Annotated in this window: 18 protein-coding genes and 1 tRNA gene; 11 read left to right on the top strand and 8 right to left on the bottom strand. The window is 65.3% G+C overall.

The genetic code is table 11. From position 1 onward, the window contains the following. Positions 1-30 precede the first annotated feature (30 nt). The 7 genes from R3P93_RS22925 to R3P93_RS22955 all read left to right on the top strand — a co-directional run bounded on the left by R3P93_RS22925 (position 31) and on the right by R3P93_RS22955 (position 9080). Complete coding sequence (locus R3P93_RS22925; protein ID WP_317534198.1) at positions 31-2862, top strand: DEAD/DEAH box helicase; 2832 nt, start codon at positions 31-33, stop codon at positions 2860-2862. After that, a complete protein-coding gene (locus R3P93_RS22930) occupies positions 2862-3614 on the top strand; it encodes an SWIM zinc finger family protein (RefSeq protein ID WP_317534199.1) in 753 nt (250 codons plus the stop codon). The genes R3P93_RS22925 and R3P93_RS22930 overlap by 1 nt, the downstream gene beginning before the upstream one ends. Positions 3615-3691: 77 nt before the next feature. Next, positions 3692-5200 carry a CoA-acylating methylmalonate-semialdehyde dehydrogenase gene (locus R3P93_RS22935; RefSeq protein ID WP_317534200.1) on the top strand — a complete coding sequence of 503 codons (1509 nt, stop codon included), beginning with the start codon at positions 3692-3694 and terminating at the stop codon, positions 5198-5200. Positions 5201-5207: 7 nt separating this feature from the next. Next, positions 5208-6347, top strand: coding sequence for an isobutyryl-CoA dehydrogenase (locus R3P93_RS22940; protein WP_269595634.1), 1140 nt, complete (start codon positions 5208-5210; stop codon positions 6345-6347). Then, entirely contained in the window at positions 6344-7402 is a 1059-nt protein-coding gene (locus R3P93_RS22945) for an enoyl-CoA hydratase/isomerase family protein (RefSeq protein ID WP_317534201.1), read from the top strand. The genes R3P93_RS22940 and R3P93_RS22945 overlap by 4 nt, the downstream gene beginning before the upstream one ends. Beyond that, a complete protein-coding gene (gene mmsB, locus R3P93_RS22950; protein ID WP_317534202.1) occupies positions 7399-8307 on the top strand; it encodes a 3-hydroxyisobutyrate dehydrogenase in 909 nt (302 codons plus the stop codon). The genes R3P93_RS22945 and mmsB overlap by 4 nt, the downstream gene beginning before the upstream one ends. Beyond that, positions 8304-9080 (top strand): enoyl-CoA hydratase, encoded by a 777-nt coding sequence (locus R3P93_RS22955; protein ID WP_149408040.1) that lies wholly within the window; start codon positions 8304-8306, stop codon positions 9078-9080. Before mmsB ends, R3P93_RS22955 begins: the two co-directional genes overlap by 4 nt. 19 nt (positions 9081-9099) lie before the next feature. Here R3P93_RS22955 and R3P93_RS22960 read toward each other — a convergent pair whose 3' ends face one another. From R3P93_RS22960 to R3P93_RS22995, 8 genes are all read right to left on the bottom strand, one after another. Then, the gene (locus R3P93_RS22960; RefSeq protein ID WP_068048313.1) at positions 9100-9924 is read right to left on the bottom strand and encodes an Hsp70 family protein; all 825 of its coding nucleotides are present in this window, start codon (positions 9922-9924) and stop codon (positions 9100-9102) included. A 102-nt stretch (positions 9925-10026) separates the two neighbouring features. Then, on the bottom strand, positions 10027-10560 hold the full coding sequence (locus R3P93_RS22965; RefSeq protein ID WP_300516076.1) for a MarR family winged helix-turn-helix transcriptional regulator: 534 nt from the start codon (positions 10558-10560) through the stop codon (positions 10027-10029). Positions 10561-10595: 35 nt separating this feature from the next. Continuing rightward, a complete protein-coding gene (locus R3P93_RS22970; protein WP_317534203.1) occupies positions 10596-11939 on the bottom strand; it encodes a DUF2254 domain-containing protein in 1344 nt (447 codons plus the stop codon). Positions 11940-12010: 71 nt separating this feature from the next. Further along, the gene (locus R3P93_RS22975; protein WP_094638668.1) at positions 12011-12598 is read right to left on the bottom strand and encodes a class I SAM-dependent DNA methyltransferase; all 588 of its coding nucleotides are present in this window, start codon (positions 12596-12598) and stop codon (positions 12011-12013) included. 14 nt (positions 12599-12612) lie between these two features. Further along, the gene (locus R3P93_RS22980; protein WP_317534204.1) at positions 12613-13500 is read right to left on the bottom strand and encodes a hypothetical protein; all 888 of its coding nucleotides are present in this window, start codon (positions 13498-13500) and stop codon (positions 12613-12615) included. 60 nt (positions 13501-13560) lie between these two features. Next, positions 13561-13633, bottom strand: a tRNA-Arg gene (locus R3P93_RS22985). Between the two features lie 68 nt (positions 13634-13701). Then, on the bottom strand, positions 13702-14424 hold the full coding sequence (locus R3P93_RS22990; RefSeq protein WP_317534205.1) for a DUF305 domain-containing protein: 723 nt from the start codon (positions 14422-14424) through the stop codon (positions 13702-13704). Further along, positions 14424-15305, bottom strand: coding sequence for a DUF3105 domain-containing protein (locus tag R3P93_RS22995; RefSeq protein WP_068048298.1), 882 nt, complete (start codon positions 15303-15305; stop codon positions 14424-14426). The genes R3P93_RS22990 and R3P93_RS22995 overlap by 1 nt, the downstream gene beginning before the upstream one ends. A gap of 231 nt (positions 15306-15536) precedes the next feature. On the opposite strand from R3P93_RS22995, the gene argS reads away from it, so the two are divergent. Genes argS through thrC form a run of 4 tightly spaced genes read left to right on the top strand, consistent with a single transcriptional unit; the run spans position 15537 to position 20969 of the window. After that, entirely contained in the window at positions 15537-17189 is a 1653-nt protein-coding gene (gene argS, locus R3P93_RS23000; RefSeq protein WP_094638671.1) for an arginine--tRNA ligase, read from the top strand. Next, complete coding sequence (gene lysA, locus R3P93_RS23005; protein ID WP_317534206.1) at positions 17186-18607, top strand: diaminopimelate decarboxylase; 1422 nt, start codon at positions 17186-17188, stop codon at positions 18605-18607. The genes argS and lysA overlap by 4 nt, the downstream gene beginning before the upstream one ends. Beyond that, a complete protein-coding gene (locus R3P93_RS23010) occupies positions 18604-19905 on the top strand; it encodes a homoserine dehydrogenase (protein WP_094669089.1) in 1302 nt (433 codons plus the stop codon). The genes lysA and R3P93_RS23010 overlap by 4 nt, the downstream gene beginning before the upstream one ends. Next, the gene (gene thrC / locus R3P93_RS23015; protein ID WP_317534207.1) at positions 19902-20969 is read left to right on the top strand and encodes a threonine synthase; all 1068 of its coding nucleotides are present in this window, start codon (positions 19902-19904) and stop codon (positions 20967-20969) included. The genes R3P93_RS23010 and thrC overlap by 4 nt, the downstream gene beginning before the upstream one ends. Positions 20970-20972: the final 3 nt, after the last annotated feature.

Consider the following 20972-nt stretch of genomic DNA (forward strand, 5'->3'; position numbering starts at 1 on the left):
TCTGTCGGTGCTTGCTGATTGGATGGACCGATGCTGCACGGTCTCTGGTCTCCCGGTGCCGGGCTGATGCTGTGGGACGACGAGATCACCACCGGGGATGAGCCCGACTTGCCGCCGACCCACGCGCACGTGCTCACCAGAACGTTTCGGCACCGTGCTGCGGTGTCGTTTCCGGCACCCGGACGCGCCGCCACCGCGCAGGCCCCGGTGCAGGTTCCGGCCATCGCACTCGCCCCGCACGACGGAGCCGATCTGCTGTTGCGGACGCCGCCGGACCACGCGGCGATCTCCGGTGACCTCCGTTACCTGGCGCATGTCGCCCGCGGAATCGAACGCTGGGTCCGCGGCGGTCGCGTCGTTCCGGCCCTGAAGTTGATGGACGGGCAGTGGTGGCCACGGTGGCGTCTGGTCGGGGGCGAGCGTCAACGTGCCTGGCTCAGCGAACTCGCCGTCGCGATGCCGTCGGTGCAGCGCGCAGGTGAGCGGCCCAAGAAGATTCTCGACGACATGGTGGAGGAGCTCACCGATCCGATCGTCAGATCGGTTCTGGGTAGACCCGAATCGGAGCATCCACTGTTGTCGGCTCTGGTTCGCGACGACCCGTATGCCGATGGCACTCAACAGATGTCGACGTTGCTCGAGAAGTGGCGCGGAAGCCTCACCGTCGACGAACCCTCGCTGGTGCTCCGGCTGCTCGAACCCGATGACGACGACGCCGTCGACAGTTCCTCCGAGGAAGCAGTGGAGTCGTACTGGACGCTGCAGGTGTGTCTGCGCGCGGACGGCGAAGCGCCGCGACCGGTTCCGATGAGCCGCAAGGTCGATGCCACGCTGCTCTCCATCGCCGTCCGCAAGCTCGGTGAGGCCGTGGCGGCGTACCCGAGACTGCGCGATCTGCCGTCGCAGGAAGGCACCCTGGACCTGTTGCTTCCGACGTCGGTGGTCATCGATCTCGTCGAACACGGTGCGACGGCACTGCAGGCCACCGGAACCACGGTTCTGCTTCCCCGGGCCTGGACGAGGCTCGATCCGTCGATGAGATTGCGCGTCGATTCACCGGCGGTGACGAAAGCGGCAGCCGATCGGGCGGTCGGCATGGACGAACTGGTGTCCTACGACTGGCAACTCCAACTCGGCGACATGGTGCTCACCGAGGCGGAGATGAGCAGGCTCGCCGTCTCGAAGGGCGATCTCGTGCGGCTCCGCGGTCAGTGGGTGCTCGCGGACGGCGGTCAGCTCGCGCGAGCCGCCAAGTACGTCGCCGAGCATCACGGCGACGGGACTGCGCTGAGCACGCTGATGCGCGAGATGACTCTGGCCGACCCACCGCCGGCTCCGGTCCAGGACATTCGTGCCTCGGGATGGGCGGCCACGTTGCTCGAGCCCGGTGCGGTGCCGGAGACGATCCCAGTGCCCGACGGTGTGAACGCGACTCTGCGGCCCTATCAGCAACGCGGACTCGACTGGCTCGCGTTCATGAGCCGGCTCGGTCTCGGGGCGGTACTCGCCGACGACATGGGGCTGGGCAAGACGCTGCAGGTGCTGACACTGCTCGCGTACGAGAAGAGTTCGACGCCTACGCTGCTGGTGGCACCGATGTCGGTGGTCGGCAACTGGCAGCGTGAGGCGGCGAAATTCACTCCGGCACTGCGGGTTCTGGTACACCACGGTCCGACGCGACTACGCGACGAGGAGCTCGACCGGGCGATCGCCGAGCACGATCTGATCGTCACCACGTACGCGCTGATGGCCAAGGATCGCGCGCAGCTGGCGGAGCAGACGTGGCGTCGTGTGGTCCTCGACGAGGCGCAACACATCAAGAACTCGGGCACCGTGCAGGCCAAGGCGGCGCTCGCGATCCCCGCGGATCACAAGCTGGCGCTCACCGGAACGCCGGTCGAGAATCGTCTCGACGAGCTGAGGTCCATTCTCGACTTCGCCAATCCGGGCATGCTCGGTAGGCCGTCGGATTTCCGAAAGCGATTCTCGGTTCCGATCGAGCGCGAGAACGACGAGAACGCGGTTTCCCGTCTGCGCGCCATCACGTCGCCGTTCATTCTGCGCCGTGTCAAGACCGATCCGACGGTCATCTCGGATCTGCCCGAGAAGAACGAGATGACCGTGCGCGCCAACCTCACGGCCGAGCAGGCTGCGCTGTACAAGGCGGTCGTCGACGAGATGATGGCGCAGATCGCCGACGCGAAGGGCATGAAGCGCAAGGGCGCGGTGCTGTCCGCGCTGACTCGCCTCAAACAGGTGTGCAATCACCCCGCCCATTTTCTGTCCGACGGCTCGCCGGTGCTCAAGAGGGGGCAGCATCGTTCCGGCAAGATCGGCTTGGTCGAGGACATGCTCGACTCGATTCTCGGCGACAACGAGAAAGCGTTGTTGTTCACGCAGTTCCGGGAGTTCGGTGAGCTCGTGGCACCGTACTTCGCCGAACGGTTCGGCACCGAGGTGCCGTTCCTCCACGGCGGGGTGAGCAAGGCCAAGCGCGACGAGATGGTGGAGAAGTTCCAGAGCGACGACGGTCCACCGATCATGATGCTCTCGCTCAAGGCCGGCGGCACCGGGTTGAACCTCACGGCCGCCAACCATGTTGTTCATCTCGATCGTTGGTGGAATCCGGCGGTGGAGAATCAAGCGACGGACCGGGCCTTCCGCATCGGGCAGCGCAAGAACGTCGAGGTGCGCAAACTGCTGTGCGTGGGCACCGTGGAGGAACGGATCGACTCGATGCTCGTCTCCAAGCAGGACCTGGCGAATCTGGCGGTGGGCACCGGCGAGAACTGGGTGACCGAGATGGACACCGCGGAGCTCCAGGAACTGTTCCGCCTCAGCGAGGATGCGGTGGGGGAGTGATGGTCGACTTCTCGCAGTACGGCAAGCGTCGAAAAGCCAAGGGCGGCATCGAGTCCAGAAACAAGCGCGGTGCCTTCGGACAGACGTGGTGGGGCAGGCATTTCGTGGCGGCCATGGAAGACCTCGCGGATCCGGGCCGGATCGCTCGGGGTAGAACGTATGCGCGCCAAGGGCAGGTGCTCACTCTCGGGGTCGAGCGCGGGCAGATATACGGCGAGGTGCAGGGCAGTCAGCTCGAGCCGTTCTCGGCCTCGGTCACCGTGGATCCACTGACGAAGGGTGAAGTGGCCGCGCTCGTCGATCGGGTGCGATCGAATCCTGGGATGCTGGCCGAGTTGGCCTCCAACGCGATCCCGCAGGCGCTGGCGTCGGTGTTGCTGCCGCACGACAAGGGGCAGCTCGATTTCGACTGCACGTGCCCCGACGACGGGTGGCCCTGCAAACACGCGGCGGCTCTGATGTACATCGCCGCCGAGCACATCGACGCATCCGCCGCCACCATCCTGACGCTGCGTGGAGTCGATCTCGATCAACTGATCGAGGGCGTCGGAGACGGGGACGACGAGTTCGACCCCGATGACTGGTTCGGCGATCGCGCGTCGTTCCCCGAACTTCCCCAGGTGTCGTTCGCTCCCGCGATGGACGATCTCGATCCGTTGATCCTGCGTCGAATCTTCCGCGCCGACGGCTCCTCCGAGGCCGAGGTCAGTCGCGCCGGTGCCGATCTGAGGCAGTTCTACGACCGAATGTGACGACTTCTGGACTTACGTGGACATCCGACTATAGGATGGGCGTACTTCACTTCCACGCTCGAGGACGGACAAACTCCATGGCTCGCGAACTCACGCACTTCATCGGCGGCAAGCATGTCGCCGGCACCTCCGGAAACTTCGGGGACGTGTTCGACCCCAACACCGGCGAGGTTCAGGCCCGTGTTCCCCTGGCCGACGTATCCGAGGTCGAGGCCGTCATCGCCGATGCCGAACAGGCCCAACGTGAATGGGCCAAGTGGAACCCGCAGCGCCGAGCGCGAGTCCTGATGAAGTTCCTGGCGCTCGTCACTCGCGACACCGAGGAACTGGCCCGCCTGCTGTCCTCCGAGCACGGCAAGACGATCGCCGACGCCAAGGGCGACATCCAGCGCGGCGTCGAGGTCGTGGAGTTCGCCGTCGGCGTCCCGCATCTGCTCAAGGGTGAGTACACCGAGGGTGCAGGCGGCGGAATCGACGTCTACTCGATGCGTCAGCCGCTCGGCGTCGTAGCCGGAATCACCCCGTTCAACTTCCCCGCGATGATTCCCCTGTGGAAGGCCGGCCCGGCCATCGCCTGCGGAAACGCGTTCATCCTGAAGCCCTCCGAGCGCGACCCGTCCGTCCCGCTCAAGCTCGCCGAGCTCTTCCTCGAAGCAGGACTGCCGCCGGGTGTGTTCAACGTCGTCAACGGTGACAAGACCGCCGTCGACGTACTGCTCACCGACGACCGCGTCAAGGCGATCGGGTTCGTCGGCTCGACTCCCATCGCGCAGTACATCTACGAGACCGCAGCGAAACACGGCAAGCGCGCACAGTGCTTCGGTGGAGCCAAGAACCACGCCCTGGTGATGCCCGACGCCGATCTCGACGAGGTCGCCGACGCCCTTCTCGGTGCCGCCTACGGTTCCGCGGGCGAGCGTTGCATGGCCATTTCCGTCGCGGTTCCGGTGGGTGAAGAGACCGCGGATGCGCTCGTCGCCAAGCTCACCGAGCGGGTGGCGAAGCTGAAGATCGGTCGCTCCGACGACGAGGACGCGGATTTCGGCCCGCTTGTGGGTAGCGATGCGTTGAAGCGCGTCAACGACTACACCCAGATCGGTGTCGACGAGGGTGCCGAGTTGGTCGTCGACGGGCGCGGTTTCAGCCTCGAAGGCCACGAGGGTGGATTCTTCGCGGGCGCCACACTGTTCGACAGAGTGACGACCGACATGCGGATCTACAAGGAAGAGATCTTCGGGCCCGTCCTGATCGTCGTTCGTGCGAAGGACTACGAGGACGCGCTGCGCCTGCCCACCGAGCACCAATACGGCAACGGCGTGTCCATTTTCACCCGTGACGGCGACACTGCACGCGATTTCTGCTCCCGCGTCCAGGTGGGCATGGTCGGGGTCAACGTGCCGATTCCGGTACCGATCGCGTACCACACGTTCGGTGGTTGGAAGCGTTCGGGATTCGGTGATCTGAACCAGCACGGACCCGATTCGATCCGCTTCTACACCAAGACCAAGACCGTCACGCAGCGCTGGCCGTCGGGCACCAAAGAGGCTGCGGCACAGAATCACTTCGTCATTCCGAACATGGACTGATTCGGCGATGTTCACATTGAACGAGGACGAGCGAGCGATCAACGACACCGCTCGTGAATTCGCCGACGAGTTTCTGGCCCCGAACGCGATCGAGTGGGACCAGAGCAAGCATTTCCCCGTGGACGTACTGCGCAAGGCAGCGGGACTGGGAATGGGCGGCATCTACATTCGCGAGGACGTGGGCGGATCGGGTCTGACCAGAGTCGATTCGGTGCGGATCTTCGAGCAGCTGGCCACCGGTGACCCGTCCATCGCGGCATACATCTCCATTCACAACATGGTCGCCTGGATGATCGACACCTACGGAACCGACGAGCAGAGGCAGCGTTGGCTGCCGGGCCTGTGCACGATGGATCAGTTGGGCAGCTACTGCCTCACCGAGCCAGGCGCGGGATCCGATGCGGCGATGCTCGGCACCAAGGCGGTGCGCGACGGTGACGAATACGTGTTGGACGGCGTCAAGCAATTCATCTCCGGCGCAGGCACATCCGAGGTGTACGTCGTCATGGCGCGCACCGGTGCACCGGGCCCTCGTGGCATCTCCGCGTTCATCGTGCCGAAGGACTCGGCGGGACTGTCCTTCGGAGCCAACGAGAAGAAGATGGGGTGGAACGCTCAGCCCACCCGGCAGGTCGTTCTCGAAGGAGTCCGCATTCCGGCCGAGAATCTGCTCGGCAACGAGGGCGACGGGTTCCGTATTGCCATGAACGGACTCAACGGCGGACGCATCAACATCGCCGCGTGCTCGATCGGCGGAGCGCAGTCCGCCCTCGACAAGGCCGTTGCGTACCTCGCCGAGCGCAAGGCGTTCGGGGCACGGTTGCTCGATGCGCAGGCGCTCCAGTTCCGACTGGCCGATTTCAAGACCGAACTCGAAGCCGCCCGCACGCTGCTGTGGCGGGCCGCGGATGCGTTGCAGAACGACGCTGCGGACAAGGTCGAGATGTGCGCGATGGCGAAGCGTTTCGGAACCGACACCGGTTTCGAGGTCGCCAACGGCGCGTTGCAGCTGCTGGGTGGGTACGGCTACCTCAGCGAGTACGGCGTCGAGAAGATCGTTCGTGACCTTCGGGTGCACCAGATTCTGGAAGGGACCAACGAGATCATGCGAGTGGTTGTGGCGCGTTCGATCGTGGGTGCCGCATGAGCGACGTCATCCTCGAGGTCTCCGGCGGAATCGGTCGGATCACCCTGAACCGCCCCAAAGCGATCAATGCGCTCGATCATGCGATGGTGCGTGAGATCGCGCCGGCGTTGGCGCAGTGGGCAACCGACGACGCTGTCGACGTCGTCCTTCTGACCGGAGCCGGTGAGCGCGGACTGTGCGCAGGCGGAGACATCGTCTCCATCTACCACGACGCCAAGGACGGTGGCAGCGGCAGCAAGGAATTCTGGCGCGAGGAGTATATCCTCAACGCGGCGATCGCTCGATTCCCCAAGCCGTTCGTCGCCATCATGGACGGCATCGTCATGGGTGGAGGCGTCGGGCTCTCGGCACATGCCAACACTCGCATCGTCACCGAGCGGTCGAAGATCGCGATGCCCGAGGTCGGAATCGGTTTCGTTCCGGATGTGGGTGGTACGTACCTACTTTCGCGTGCCCCGGGCGAGATCGGCACCCACTTCGCGCTCACCACGGCGCGGATGAATGCCGGCGACGCCATCGCAGTCGGTTTCGCCGATCACTACATCCCGTCCGACAAGCTGGAAGACTTCTACTCGGCACTCGAGACGGTCAGCGTCGGAGAGGCCGTCGCGACGTTCAGCGAGCCGGCACCGGAGTCCACGATTGCCGGTCAGCAGGGATGGATCGACGAGTGCTACGCAGGCGACGACGTCCAGGGCATCGTCGACGCTCTGGCAGCCAGCACGGTGCCGGAGGCGCAGAAGTCCGCAGAGGACATCGCGTCCAAATCGCCTGTGTCGCTGGCCGTGACGCTGAGGTCGCTGCGCCGGGCGGCCACGCTGCCGACGCTGGAGTCAGTGCTCGACGAGGAGTACCGCGTGTCGGTCGCATCCCTGAGCAGTCACGACCTCGTCGAAGGAATTCGAGCACAGGTGGTCGAGAAGGACCGCAACCCGCAATGGCAACCGCGTACGTCGGCAGACGTCACGCCCGAGGACGTCGACCGGTACTTCGCACCTCTCGGGGACGCGGAACTGGGCCTGTCGAACGCACACACAGAAGGTGAGCAGTCATGAGCGAGAAGACGATCGGCTTCATCGGCCTCGGCCACATGGGTGGACCGATGGCCGCCAATCTGGCTGCGGCCGGCTACACGGTGCAGGGCTTCGATCTGGTGCCCGCCGCGCTCGAGCAGGCCACGAAGGACGGCGTCACCGTGGTCGAATCGGCCGTGGCCGCCGTCGCCGATGCCGACATCGTCATCACGATGCTGCCCAACGGCAAACTGGTACTCGGGTTGTACGCGGACCTGCTGCCTGCTGCCGCGCCGGGCACGTTGTTCATCGACTCCTCGACCATCGACGTCGCCGACGCGCACACCGCGCACAAGCTGGTGCACGAGGCAGGCCACCGCAGTCTGGACGCACCGGTCTCCGGTGGTGTCGGGGGAGCGGCTGCGGGAACGTTGACATTCATGGTGGGCGGTTCCGAAGAGGATTTCGCCTCTGCTGCAGCAGTTCTCGACGTCATGGGTCGCAAGGTGGTGCACTGCGGCGCAGCGGGCAACGGCCAGGCAGCCAAGATCTGCAACAACATGATTCTCGGAGTGTCGATGATCGCCATCAGCGAGGCGTTCGTATTGGGGGAGAAACTCGGCTTGAGCAACCAGGCGTTGTTCGACGTGGCCTCGACTGCGTCCGGTCAATGCTGGGCACTGACGACCAATTGCCCGGTGCCCGGTCCCGTACCGACGAGCCCCGCCAACAACGAGTACAAGCCCGGCTTCGCCGCGGCGCTCATGGACAAAGATCTGGGCCTGGCCGCCAATGCACTGCGCGACAACGGTGTCGAGGGTGTCCTGGGCCTACGGGCGGCCGAGTTGTACGCTCGCTTCAAGGAAACAACCGGGGGCGGCACCGATGTGGACTTCTCCGGCATCATCAACGATATCCGCGAGCGCTCGAACGGAGCAGACCTGTGAGTGACTACGAGACCATTCTGCTCGAACGTCGGGGACGCGTCGGCATCATCACGCTCAACCGTCCCAAGGCGTTGAACGCGCTCAATTCCCAGTTGATGCGCGAGGTCGTCTCGGTGGTCGAGGAACTCGACGCGGACTCCGACATCGGTGCAATTCTCATCACCGGTTCCGAACGGGCCTTCGCGGCCGGGGCCGACATCAAGGAGATGCAGCCCAAGTCCTACATGGACGTGTATCTCGACGACTTCTTCGCCGCCTGGGACCGACTGGCATCGGCTCGAACGCCGTTGATCGCGGCGGTGTCCGGTTACGCACTCGGCGGTGGATGCGAACTCGCGATGCTGTGCGACGTTCTGATCGCCTCGGACACCGCGGTATTCGGGCAACCCGAGATCAAGCTCGGCGTTATTCCGGGAATCGGCGGGTCGCAGCGCCTGACGCGTGCAGTGGGCAAGGCCAAGGCCATGGAGATGTGCTTGACCGGTCGCAACATGAAGGTCGAGGAAGCCGAGCGAGCAGGGCTGGTCTCGCGCATCGTGCCGGTCGCGGATCTCCTCGACGACGCCATCGCGACCGCCACCACCATCGCCGAGATGTCGCTGCCGGTCGCCATGATGGCCAAGGAAGCAGTGAACCGATCGTTCGAGTCGAGCCTTCGCGAGGGTGTTCTGTTCGAGCGCCGCGTGTTTCACTCGACCTTCGCCACCGAGGACCAGAAGGAAGGCATGTCGGCCTTCATCGAGAAGAGAACGCCGAACTTCCAGCACCGGTAGCGTCGCCTTGTGGGTCGCCCTACCTGTCGGGGGACAGGAGGGCGGCCCCGCGTGCCGAGACCAACTCCGGCATCGACGGCACCAGCGTCGTCAGGCCGGTTCGCAGCTCGAGAGACCGCGCGATCGAGGTGATGTTCGCGCCGCCGCCCACCACGACGATGGACTGCGGTCTGGCACCGGACAATTCGATGGTCTGTTCCACCAGCATGCCCGCGTACCGCACCGGTCCGGCGATCAGATCGTCGAAGTCGCGTCGGGTCAGCACATGCCGCGCGGCACCGGATGGATCGGTGGTGCTGACGACGGAGTCGACGCTCAGCTGCTCCTTGATGGACCGGCTCGCGTCGATTCCGATACGAACACCGTTGGACGAGAGCAGCCGCCGAACCGAGTGATCGAGATCGTCGCCGCAGAACGTGGCCGTTCGCCGCGTCATGAGCGTGCGAGTGGACGCCAGGTCGATGACGGTGACAGTGGTTCCGGTGCTTCCGATATCGCACAACACGGTGACGCCGTGATTGGGCACCAGCCCGATGAAACGCAGATAGCGCACCTGCGCAGCGGTTTCCGGAACGAGCGAGGCCGTGCGGGCCGTACCGCTGGTGGCGACCGAGCCGGGATCGGTGGCAACCCGATACGCGATGGCGGAGAACTGAACCGGGAGCGACATCGTCGCGGCGATGGAGTGGATGGCGTCGACGCCGGTGGCGATCGTGGTGGACAGTGACTGACCCGGGGCTCGGCGCACCGTCCTGGACACGATGGGTGTGCGGTGGGGGCTGTCCAGATACGTCAGAATTGCGCGTGCGCCGTGCGCACCCGCCCCGACCCCCAAAACCAGCACCCCGCCCCGCCCTTCAGCAGATCGGCTCCGACCTGTTCCTGGAGCAATTGCACCACGAACGGTACGGGTGTGCCATTGTCTTGTGACGAGTCACGATCGAACTCAGAACGATGTAGTGATCTCGTCACTGTCGAAATCGCCTGCATCCGAACGGAGTTCCGCCAAGATCCGAACGAGCGCCAGTAATTTGTCCCGTGCCAGACCGGGGCGTGCGAATACCAGTGAGTTCAACCGCTCGGTGGCCTCGACTGCCAATGTGCGTCCCTGCTCGGTGATTTCGACCAGGGTGGTGCGCCGATCGCTCGGATGCGGGATGCGTCGAACGTATCCCACGGACTCGAGACGATCGACAGCGTTGGTCACGCTCGTGGGATGCACCTGCAGACGTGCGCTCGCCTTCGCCATCGGCAGAGCCCCGTTCTTGGTGAAGGTCAACAACGTCAGCAGTTCGTAGCGCGAAAAGGTCAGTCCCGTCGGCTTCAACGCTTCCTCGACTCGGGCGAGCATGATCTGCTGCGCGCGCATCAACGAGGTCACTGCGGCCATACCGTCGGCGGCGTCGGACCATCCGTGTTCGGTCCACTGGCGGTGTGCCTCTGCAATGGGATCGAGGGGAAGCGGAGACGGTGCTGGCATACCGACCATCCTCCCACGGTGTCCGGTTGCGGCGTCTACCGAATGACGACGCGAGGTACTGCGAGCGGAACCCGATCCGTGATCGCGGCGCGGGCAAGCGAGATCTGCTCGCGGGCTTCGGCTGTGCGGGCGGTATCGGTGTCGCCGGAGGCCAAGGTGCGGTCCAGCAAGTCCAGTTGAGTCAGTACGGCGTCGACGTTCTCGGAATCCTGTGCCGCACGACCCACTCGCTCGGCGAGGCGAATTCCGGCCTGCACCACCATGGGGCTGCCGGTGCCGTAGATCCGCACCGCATCGAGGGCATGGTCGATCAGTGACGGAACCGCGACGCGGCGGGTGATCACCCGAACGGTGCCGTCGGAGCCGCACCGAGCACGGGAGGGCCTGGGACGCTGGACGACCGCGACCAGTCCGACCGTGAGATCGTCGATGGCGTTGCGTGCCGTGTACGGGTCGTTGACGCCCGTCGACAGGGCGCGCACAGCCATTTCGGTCATCTGCTCGACGGCGAAAGCGATGTCGTGCCGCGGTGTTCGACTGGTGCCGATGGTGAACGACCCTCGAACCCGTCCGACCGCGTCGGCTGAGATGTTCGCCGATCGATCGGCCAGAACATCGGCGAGCGGTTCACCGGCAACGACGTGTTCACCGGGCACTCGATGAACATCGATCACGGTGTCGGTGTCGGCAGCGATGTTCAGCACTGCGTCTTCGTCGATGTCGATGATCACCCCGGACTCCTCGGCCAGCACCGTCGTGTAGACGGGCGGCTTGACGATGCCCTCTGCCGACGCCGAATCGGCGGGTTGCTCGGGCGGGTAGAGCGCGTCGACGGACTCCGACAGTTCGTCTCGGACGCGGCCGGACAGCGTCGCCACCTGGATCGACTGCGCGATGTGATGAATGAAGTAGACGAGCACACCCACGTCGACCACCGCGAGTGCGACGGCAACGTTGACGGCGATGTCCGGCACGAAGACCGAGCCGTCGGATTCGATCGAGCGAATCGACCGCAGCACCATCAGCGAGTACAGGAACGTGGCACCGAAGATGCCGAGCACCACCTGATTGCCGCGATCGGCCATGAAGTTGCGCACCAGGCGGGGACCGTACGAGGAACTGGCGGTGGCGAGGACGGAGATGGTGATGGAGAACGACGTCGCAGCCACGCCGAGCATGGACCCGCCGATGGCGCCGAGGATGTCTCGGCTGCCACTGGCACCCACGTGGTAGAGCAGCGAGCCCGTCAGATCCACCCGGGTATCGAGCAGATAGCGATCGAGACTCACCAGAGCCTGCGCGAGGACGAGTGCGACAACCCCGAGGACGGCGGGAATGAACCAGAACGATTCCCGCAGCTTCGCCATGTGTTCCTTCATGACGCACAGTCTTCCCGTAGGCGTCCGAATCAACCCTCGGTATCGAATCCCGTCGCTCGATTCAGGCCGTGTCAGGCCAGCAGGGCCGGCTTTCGTGCAACGGTGACCGCCCAGTCCGCGTCGGTGCGCCAGGGCCGGAGATCCCACGTGGCGAATCGGTGCTCGAGGACGAAGCCGACCGCCGCCAGATCCTCGTCGAGCATGTCCACGGTGTACTCCCGATCGGTGGCGAATCCGGTGACGAACACTCCGCCTTCGGTCAGATGTGCCCAGATGCGTTGGAGCGCAGTGCGTTCGGTACCGGGCTTCATGAAAACGAGTACGTTGCCCGCTGCCACGGCCGCGTCGAACGTCCGGCCCAGATCGAGCGTCGTCAGATCGGCGACATGGACGTCGAGTTCGGGGTGTGCTCGAGCGGCCTCGGCCAGAACGGGATCGAGATCCACTGCGGTCACACGGTGTCCGCGGCGGGCCAACTCGACACCGAGTCGGCCGGTCCCGCATCCGGCATCGAGAATGCTCGACGCGGGCGAGACCACCGCGTCGACCATGCGGGCTTCGCCGTGCAGATCCACGCCGCGTTCGGCCAGGCGGTCGAATCGCTCGATGTAGCGCGCGGAATCGTCTGCGGAGTTCTCGGCTTGCCAGCGTGTGGTCACCCCGCCAGGGTAGGTCAGGTCAGGGAGTCGAGAGCCGACCGGGCTTCGACGACCCGGGCGCGGGCTGCCTCGAGTGCCGCCGCCGTCGACTCCGCCTTTACGACACCGGCCTCGTGTGCTTCTCGCGCAGCCTGCGCGCGGGCTCCGGCAGCCTTCAGCTCGGTCTCGATTCGCTCGACTTCTTCTGCAGCGCTGCGCAGTTCGGACGCTTTTCGTTCGGTGTCCGCTTGGGCTTCGTCGACTTCGGTTCGCGCGGTATCGAGATCGGATTCGGCCGACTCGAGTTCGGCGAGCAGTCGGTTTCGTTCGGCTTCGTCGGTTTTCTCCCGGTTGTCCTCGACCTCGGCAGAAACCGGGTCGTCATCGGCGGTGGCGTCGTCATCGTCGGGCGAGTCCGGCACGATCGAGAGCAGCGCAGGCCCGAAGCCACTGTACGTTTCGGCCACCACGGTTCTGCCCGCGCGGACGCGGTCGCGTATCTCCGCATCGGCCATCGCCGCGTTCAGGGTGTTGGAGATCTCGCGGGCTGCGTTGTCGCCGACGGTCGCCCCGAGGTCGCGTCCGAGCGAGACTGCTCGATCGGTCAGGGCGCGTATCGAAGTGCTTCGGGCAGTGGACAATTCACGCAGTCGGGGGCCGTCGCCGCGCTGCTGTGCTCGTTCGAGTTGCTCACCCAGATCGAACAGTTCCGCCAGAGCCGATTCGTCTCGTCGAGCCAGTGTGTTCACCAACCACGCCACGACCGTGGGCTTGCGCAGGGCACCGATTCGGGTGGCAGCGGCTTTGTCGCCAGCCTTCTTGAACCGGGTGACGTACGCCGCACGATGCGAGACGAAATCAGCGGGAGGGAGTGAGTACAGGTCGTCGACGACGGTCTCGACTCGGGGGAGATTCTCGGACATCGAAGTCCACCGTCTCGTTCGAGCAGCCACCGTACGACGGTGACATGCGTGAAAGATGTGTGCCCCCGGCAGGATTCGAACCTGCGGCCTTTCGCTCCGGAGGCGAACGCTCTATCCCCTGAGCTACGGGGGCGCACCGGACTAACCGGTGTGCCTGTTGGGCTGTACGAAAGACTAGCGCATCCGCGACCCGAGCCGAAATCACCCCTCGGGCAGCGGCTGCGCACCCTTCTCGGCGAGCATCTGCTTCATCAGCGTCGACTCGCTGGTCTGGGTGGCGACCATGGAGTTCGCCAGATTGATCACCGCCGGTGACTGCGCGTGAGTCTGCGCGTACTCCATCATCGCCAGGCCGCCCTCGTGGTGGCGCAGCATGAGTTGCAGGAACATCACGTCGACATCCGAGCCGGTGGCTTGGCGAAGCGCGGCGAGCTCAGCGGAACTGGCCATGCCGGGCATGGCCCTGGTGGGATCCGAGGATCCGGGATCCATGGACATCCCGCCCATCGAGTGAGCGTGAGAGTCGTCCTCGGCCATCCAGGTCATGTAGCCGTCGGTCGAGATCGGCGCTCGGTCCCACAGGGCCAACCAGCCCTGCATCTGTCCCACCTGGTTCTGCTGCGAGGTGAGCATGTCGAACGCCAGGCTCTTGACGGCCTGATCCGGCGCGTTGGTCAACGCCACCGCCGCCATCTCGATCGCCTGGTTGTGGTGCACGGTCATGTCCTGCGCGAAGCCGACGTCCACCGAGTCCGCAGCAGGTGCGGTGTTGTCGTCCCGGAACGGACTCTGCACCAGAAAGCCCAGCGCGAAACCGATCGCCAGGACGGCGATCAGCGCCAGCGCAACCAGCGCGGTGCGCTGGCTCGGCTTGGTGGCGGACGCGGTGGCGTCCGCGCTGTCGTTTGTCGTCGGCTCGGTCATCAGTTGGTGGGGACCTGAAGATCGCTCGGCAGCTGAACTCCGCCGGTCCCGCCGGTCTCGCTGGCATCGGGGGTGATGCCGGCACCGTCCATCGGTACCGCGTCCGCGCCGGGTGCAGAGGCGTCGAACAGGGGCGGGTTGTCCGGGTCGAAGGCGTTGTCACCGGTTCCAGGCACCGATGCGCAGCTGGCCCCGACCTCGGGGTAGGCGAAACGGTTGAGGCGCAGGGCGGAGATGAACTGGCCGATGCGTTCGTCGTCCACACTGTCCAACTTGAGCTGGTGGCCCCAGGACTGCAGCGAGACCGGGGAATCGAGGCCGGGGTACGGCGACATCATCATCTGCGTTTCACCGTCGACGCGATCGGCCAGCGACTGGACCTGGTCCTCGTTCAGATCGTCGGGGTTGTAGGTGACCCAGACGGCACCGTGCTCGAGCGAGTGCACGGCATTCTCGGTGCGAATGGCCTCGGGGTACACGATTCCCGTGCAGGTGGCCCACACGGCATCGTGCGGTCCACCGAACGGCGGCGACTGGTCGTAGGCGACCCGCTGTGTGCGCCCGACGTGCAGAGCCGCGGGGTACTCCTGGATCGCGACACCCTCGATGCCGGTCGACGGATCCTGATTGGCCTCGCTCGGCGCGAACTTCTGCGCCTCGGCGCGGTCCTGGTACTTCGGATACAGATTGATCCCGAGGCCCGCAACGAGACCGACGACGACAACGACACCGGCAACTGTCAGCCAGGGAATCTGCCTGCCCGTCGCGGTGGGCACGCCGCCCTTCTTCTTGCGAGCTGACTTCTTGTTGGCTGCATTGATGGCTTTGTCTGCCTTCGCAGCCGACTTGTTCTGACTGCCTTTGTCGGGACCCGTTGGCATCGCTGTAGTTGCTCTCTCAGTCGAGGAAAGGTGGTGTTCGGTTGCGCTGGTGATGCGTATCTGCTGGTGACAGCATCGTCCGATGACCATCAGCGCAGAGCGCCCTCACTGTACGTTCTCTGCCTGAGAGCGTGCTCAGAGCCTGCGCGGACCGCGCAGTCCGAGGTTGCTCGCCGGCAGACGGGCAGTGGATGCGAGGACGCCGCGCACCAGCCAATAGGATAGCTACCTGTGACTCCCGCCGATCTTGCCGAACTGCTTCACGCGACCGCCGCGAAGGTGCTTGCCGACCGCGGCCTGGATGCATCAGTCCTCCCTGCGAAGCTGACCGTCGAGCGTCCCCGAAATCCCGAGCACGGCGACTACGCGACCAACGTGGCACTCCAGGTCGCGAAGAAGGCCGGAGCCAACCCCCGCGACTTCGCCGGCTGGCTCGCGGAGGCTCTCGCCGCCGACGCAGCCATCGCCGACGCCGACGTCGCGGGCCCCGGATTCCTGAACATCAGGCTGGCCGCTGCAGCGCAGGGCGAAATCGTTGCCCGCGTGCTCGCCGAAGGCGCGGCCTTCGGCAGCGGTTCCTCGATGACGGGCAAGAAGGTCAATCTCGAGTTCGTCTCGGCCAACCCGACCGGGCCGGTGCACCTCGGCGGTACCCGGTGGGCAGCCGTCGGCGATGCGCTCGGTCGCATCCTGACCGCACATGGTGCGGAGGTCACTCGCGAGTACTACTTCAACGATCACGGCGCACAGATCGCCCGCTTCAGCCGGTCGCTGATCGCCGCGGCCAAGGGTGAACCCGCTCCGGAGAACGGCTACGCAGGCGAGTACATCGCCGAGATCGCCGAGCAGGTGCTGGTGCAGGAGCCGGAAGCGCTCGCGCTGGCCCCCGAGGCCCAGGAAGAGACGTTCCGAGCCATCGGCACCCAGCTGATGTTCGACCGGATCAAGGCCAATCTGCACGAGTTCGGCGTCGACTTCGATGTCTACTTCCACGAGAATTCGCTGTTCGACTCGGGTGAGGTCGAGAAGTCGGTCGAATACCTCAAGAGCTCGGGGAGCCTCTACGAGGAGGATGGTGCCTGGTGGCTACGGTCCACCGAGTACGGCGACGACAAGGATCGTGTCGTCATCAAGAGCGACGGCAACGCCGCCTACATCGCCGGCGACATCGCCTACTTCCAGAACAAGCGGCAGCGCGGCTTCGATCTGTGCATCTACATGCTCGGAGCGGACCACCACGGATACATCGGACGGCTCAAGGCGGCCGCAGCTGCGTTCGGAGACGACCCCGCGACCGTCGAGGTGCTGATCGGCCAGATGGTCAACCTGGTGCGCGACGGCGTGGCCGTGAAGATGAGCAAGCGTGCCGGAACCGTCATCACCCTCGACGACCTGGTCGAAGCCATCGGCGTCGACGCCTCCCGGTACGTCATGATCCGGTCGTCCGTCGACTCCAGCATCGACATCGACCTCGCCCTGTGGGCGAGCGCAAGCAACGAGAATCCGGTGTACTACGTCCAGTACGCCCACGCCCGCCTGGCCTCACTCGCGCGCAATGCCGCCGAACTGGGAATCAGCGCGCAGCAGCCGGATCTGAGCCTGCTCACCCACGAGCAGGAAGGCGAGCTGATCAGGACGATCGGCGAGTACCCGCGCGTGGTGGCCAGCGCTGCCGAACTGCGCGAACCACACCGGATCGCCCGCTACCTCGAAGAGCTGGCGGGTGCTTACCACCGCTTCTACGGTGCGTGTCGAGTACTTCCACAAGGAGACGAGGAGCCCGGACCTGTGAACACCGCACGACTGGCGTTGGGTAACGCGACCCGGCAGGTCCTGGCCAACGGCCTCGAACTGCTCGGGGTCAGCGCACCGGAGCGCATGTGAGCGCACATCCGGCAGGACCCAAGCATGCCGACGCCCCCGCGAAGGAGTCGATGTCCCATCGCCCGGCCGACGCGTCGGAGATGACGACGCTGCCCGAGCAGGTGTGGCCCCGCAATGCCGAGCGCGGTGAGGACGGAACCGTCCGCCTCGCCGGAGTATCGGTCACCGATCTCGCGGAGCAGTACGGCACACCGTTGTTCGTCATCGACGAGGACGACTTCCGTTCGCGCTGCCGTGAGATGGCCGCCGCATTCGGGGCACCCGAACGAGTTCACTACGCCTCCAAGGCTTTCCTGTGCGGCGAGATCGCACGCTGGGTGGCCGACGAAGGGCTCTCACTCGACATCTGCTCCGGAGGCGAGCTGGCCATCGCGTTGGCTGCCGGATTCCCGGCCGACCGAATTGCCATGCACGGCAACAACAAATCGGTAGCCGAGCTCGAGGCGGGCGTGCGCGCAGGCGTCGAACATGTGGTGCTCGACTCCAACATCGAGATCGACCGTCTCGACTGCGTCGCCGGTGCGGCCGGTGTGGTGCAGGACGTTCTCATTCGCATCACCGTCGGTGTCGAGGCGCATACCCACGAGTTCATCGCCACCGCGCACGAGGATCAGAAGTTCGGATTCTCGCTCGCCGACGGCTCTGCGCTCGACGCCGTCCGGCGCGTGTTCGCTGCCGACAACCTTCGCCTCGTCGGACTGCACAGTCACATCGGTTCGCAGATATTCGAGGTCGACGGCTTCGAGTTGGCAGCGCACAAGGTCATCGGGCTGCTGCGAGACATCGTCTCGGAGTTCGGCGTCGACAAGACCGCGCAGATCTCGACGCTGGATCTCGGTGGCGGCATGGGTATTTCGTACGTGCCGAGTGACGATCCGCCGCCGGTGGAGCAACTCGCCGCGAAGTTGACCACCATCGTGGAGACGGAGTCCGCCGCAGTGGGACTACCGGTCCCGACGATCGCCGTCGAGCCGGGCCGCGCCATCGCCGGACCGGGCACCGTCACGCTCTACGAGGTCGGCACGATCAAGGACGTCACCGTCGACAAGTCGACGCGCAGGCGCTACATCAGCGTCGACGGCGGCATGAGCGACAACATCCGAACCTCGCTGTACCAGGCCGAATACGACTGTCGGCTGGTCTCGCGCACGAGCGATGCCGAGGCCGTCGTGGCTCGGGTCGTCGGAAAGCATTGCGAGAGCGGCGACATCGTCATCAAGAACACATGGATGCCGGCAGACGTCGGGCCGGGTGACCTGCTCGCGGTAGCGGCCACCGGGGCCTACTGCTACTCCATGTCCAGTCGCTACAACCTGCTGACGCGGCCCGCTGTGGTTGCGGTCAAGGACGGGCACTCGCGCCTGATCCTGCGGCGGGAAACCATCGAAGATCTGCTCAGCTTGGAGGTTCAGCCATGACATCGAAGCCGATAGGCGTCGCCGTACTCGGACTCGGAAACGTCGGCAGCGAGGTCGTTCGGATCCTCACCGAGAACGCTGACGACTTCGAGGCGAGAGTCGGTGCGCCACTGGAGATTCGTGGCATCGCTGTGCGTCGGGTCGACGGCGATCGTGGAGTTCCGGCCGAGCTGCTCACCGACGATCCGGCCGAGCTCGTGGGCCGCGACGACGTCGACATCGTCGTCGAGGTTCTCGGCGGCATCGACATTCCCCGCAAGCTGGTGCTCTCTGCCCTGGAGAAGGGCAAGTCCGTCATCACGGCGAACAAGGCTCTGCTGGCCGAGTACACCGGGGAACTGGCCGACGCGGCCGAGAAGTCGCGTGCCGACCTGTATTTCGAGGCCGCCGTGGCCGGAGCCATTCCCGTGGTCCGCCCGCTGATGCAGTCTCTCGCGGGTGACCGTGTGAACAAGGTTGCCGGCATCGTCAACGGCACCACGAACTTCATCCTCTCGGCCATGGACGAGACGGGAGCGGACTACGCCGAAACCCTCGCCGAGGCAGGGCGTCTGGGCTACGCCGAGGCCGACCCGACCGCCGACGTCGAAGGCTACGACGCTGCGTCGAAGGCCGCCATCCTGGCGTCCATCGCATTCCACACGCGGGTCACTGCCGGTGACGTCTACCGCGAGGGCATCAGCAAGATCACCTCGGACGATCTCGAAACCGCGAAATCCCTGGACTGCACCATCAAGCTGCTGGCCATCTGCGAGCGGATCGTCACGCCCAAGGGCAAGGAGCGAATCTCCGCACGGGTCTACCCCGCGCTCGTTCCGCTGAACCACCCGTTGGCGTCGGTGAACGGTGCGTTCAACGCCGTGGTCGTCGAAGCAGAGGCCGCCGGCCGCCTGATGTTCTACGGCCAGGGTGCAGGCGGAGCGCCGACCGCGTCCGCAGTACTCGGCGACCTGGTGATGGCCGCTCGCAACAAGTTCTACGGCGGACGGGGCCCACTCGAATCCAAGTACGCCAAGCTCAAGGTGGCCCCCATGGGTGACATCCTCACTCGCTACTACGTCAGCATGCAGGTAGCCGACAAGCCCGGCGTTCTCGCCACCGTAGCGGCCGAGTTCTCCAAGCGTGACGTCAGCATCTCCACGGTGCGTCAGCAGGGCTCGGGTGACGGAGCCAGGCTCGTCGTCGTCACGCACCTCGCGGCCGACTCCGCACTGTCCGACACCGTTGCATCCCTCGAGCAGCTCGACGTCGTCGTTCACGTCGCCAGCGTTCTCCGATTGGAAGGCACCACCGTATGAGCGTCCACACCCCCTGGCCCGGTCTGATCGAGGCATACCGTTCGCGTCTGGCGATCGGCCCGGATTGGAAGACCGTCACGCTGCGCGAGGGCGGGACCCCGCTGTTGCCGGCCGGGCACCTGTCCGAACTGACCGGGTGCACAGTGCATCTCAAGGTCGAGGGACTCAACCCCACCGGCTCCTTCAAGGACCGCGGGATGACCATGGCCGTCACCGACGCGCTCGCCCGAGGTCAGGAGGCCGTCCTCTGCGCCTCGACCGGCAACACCTCGGCCTCCGCAGCTGCCTACGCGGCCAAGGCCGGAATGAGCTGTGCCGTCTTGGTTCCGCAGGGCAAGATCGCCATGGGCAAGCTCGCTCAGGCAGTGATGCACGGAGCCAAGATCATTCAGGTGCAGGGCAACTTCGACGATTGCCTCGAACTGGCCCGCAAGACCACGGCCGAGTTCCCGACCATCGGTCTGGTCAACTCCGTCAATCCCGTCCGCATCGAAGGCCAGAAGACCGCGGCCTTCGAGATCTGCGACGCCCTCGGCGACGCACCGGACATCCACGTACTGCCGGTCGGCAACGCAGGCAACATCACCGCGTACTGGCGCGGTTACTCGGAGTACTTCCGTGACGGTCTCACCACGCGCAAGCCGCGGATGCTCGGAGTCCAGGCCGCGGGCGCTGCTCCGCTGGTTCACGGTGCGCCGGTGAAGGATCCGGAAACCATCGCCACCGCGATCCGGATCGGCTCGCCCGCATCCTGGAACGGCGCCGTCAACGCCAAGGAAGAATCGAACGGAGCATTCCGCGCCGCGACCGACGAGGAGATCCTCGAGGCGTACCGATTGATCGCCAAGACCGAGGGCGTGTTCGTGGAGCCGGCCTCCGCCGCCAGCGTCGCCGGGCTCCTCGCAGCTCGAAAGGAAGGCTGGCTCGAACCAGGCCTGACCGTCGTGTGCACGGTCACCGGAAACGGCCTCAAGGACCCCGATACGGCGCTGTCGGGAATGCCTGTCGTAGAACCCATTTCGGTCGATCCCGTCGCTGTCGCGGCTGCGCTCGAGCTGGCCTGAGTT

Origin of the sequence: Rhodococcus cerastii (assembly GCF_033042195.1) — a bacterium.
GTDB lineage: Bacteria > Actinomycetota > Actinomycetes > Mycobacteriales > Mycobacteriaceae > Rhodococcoides.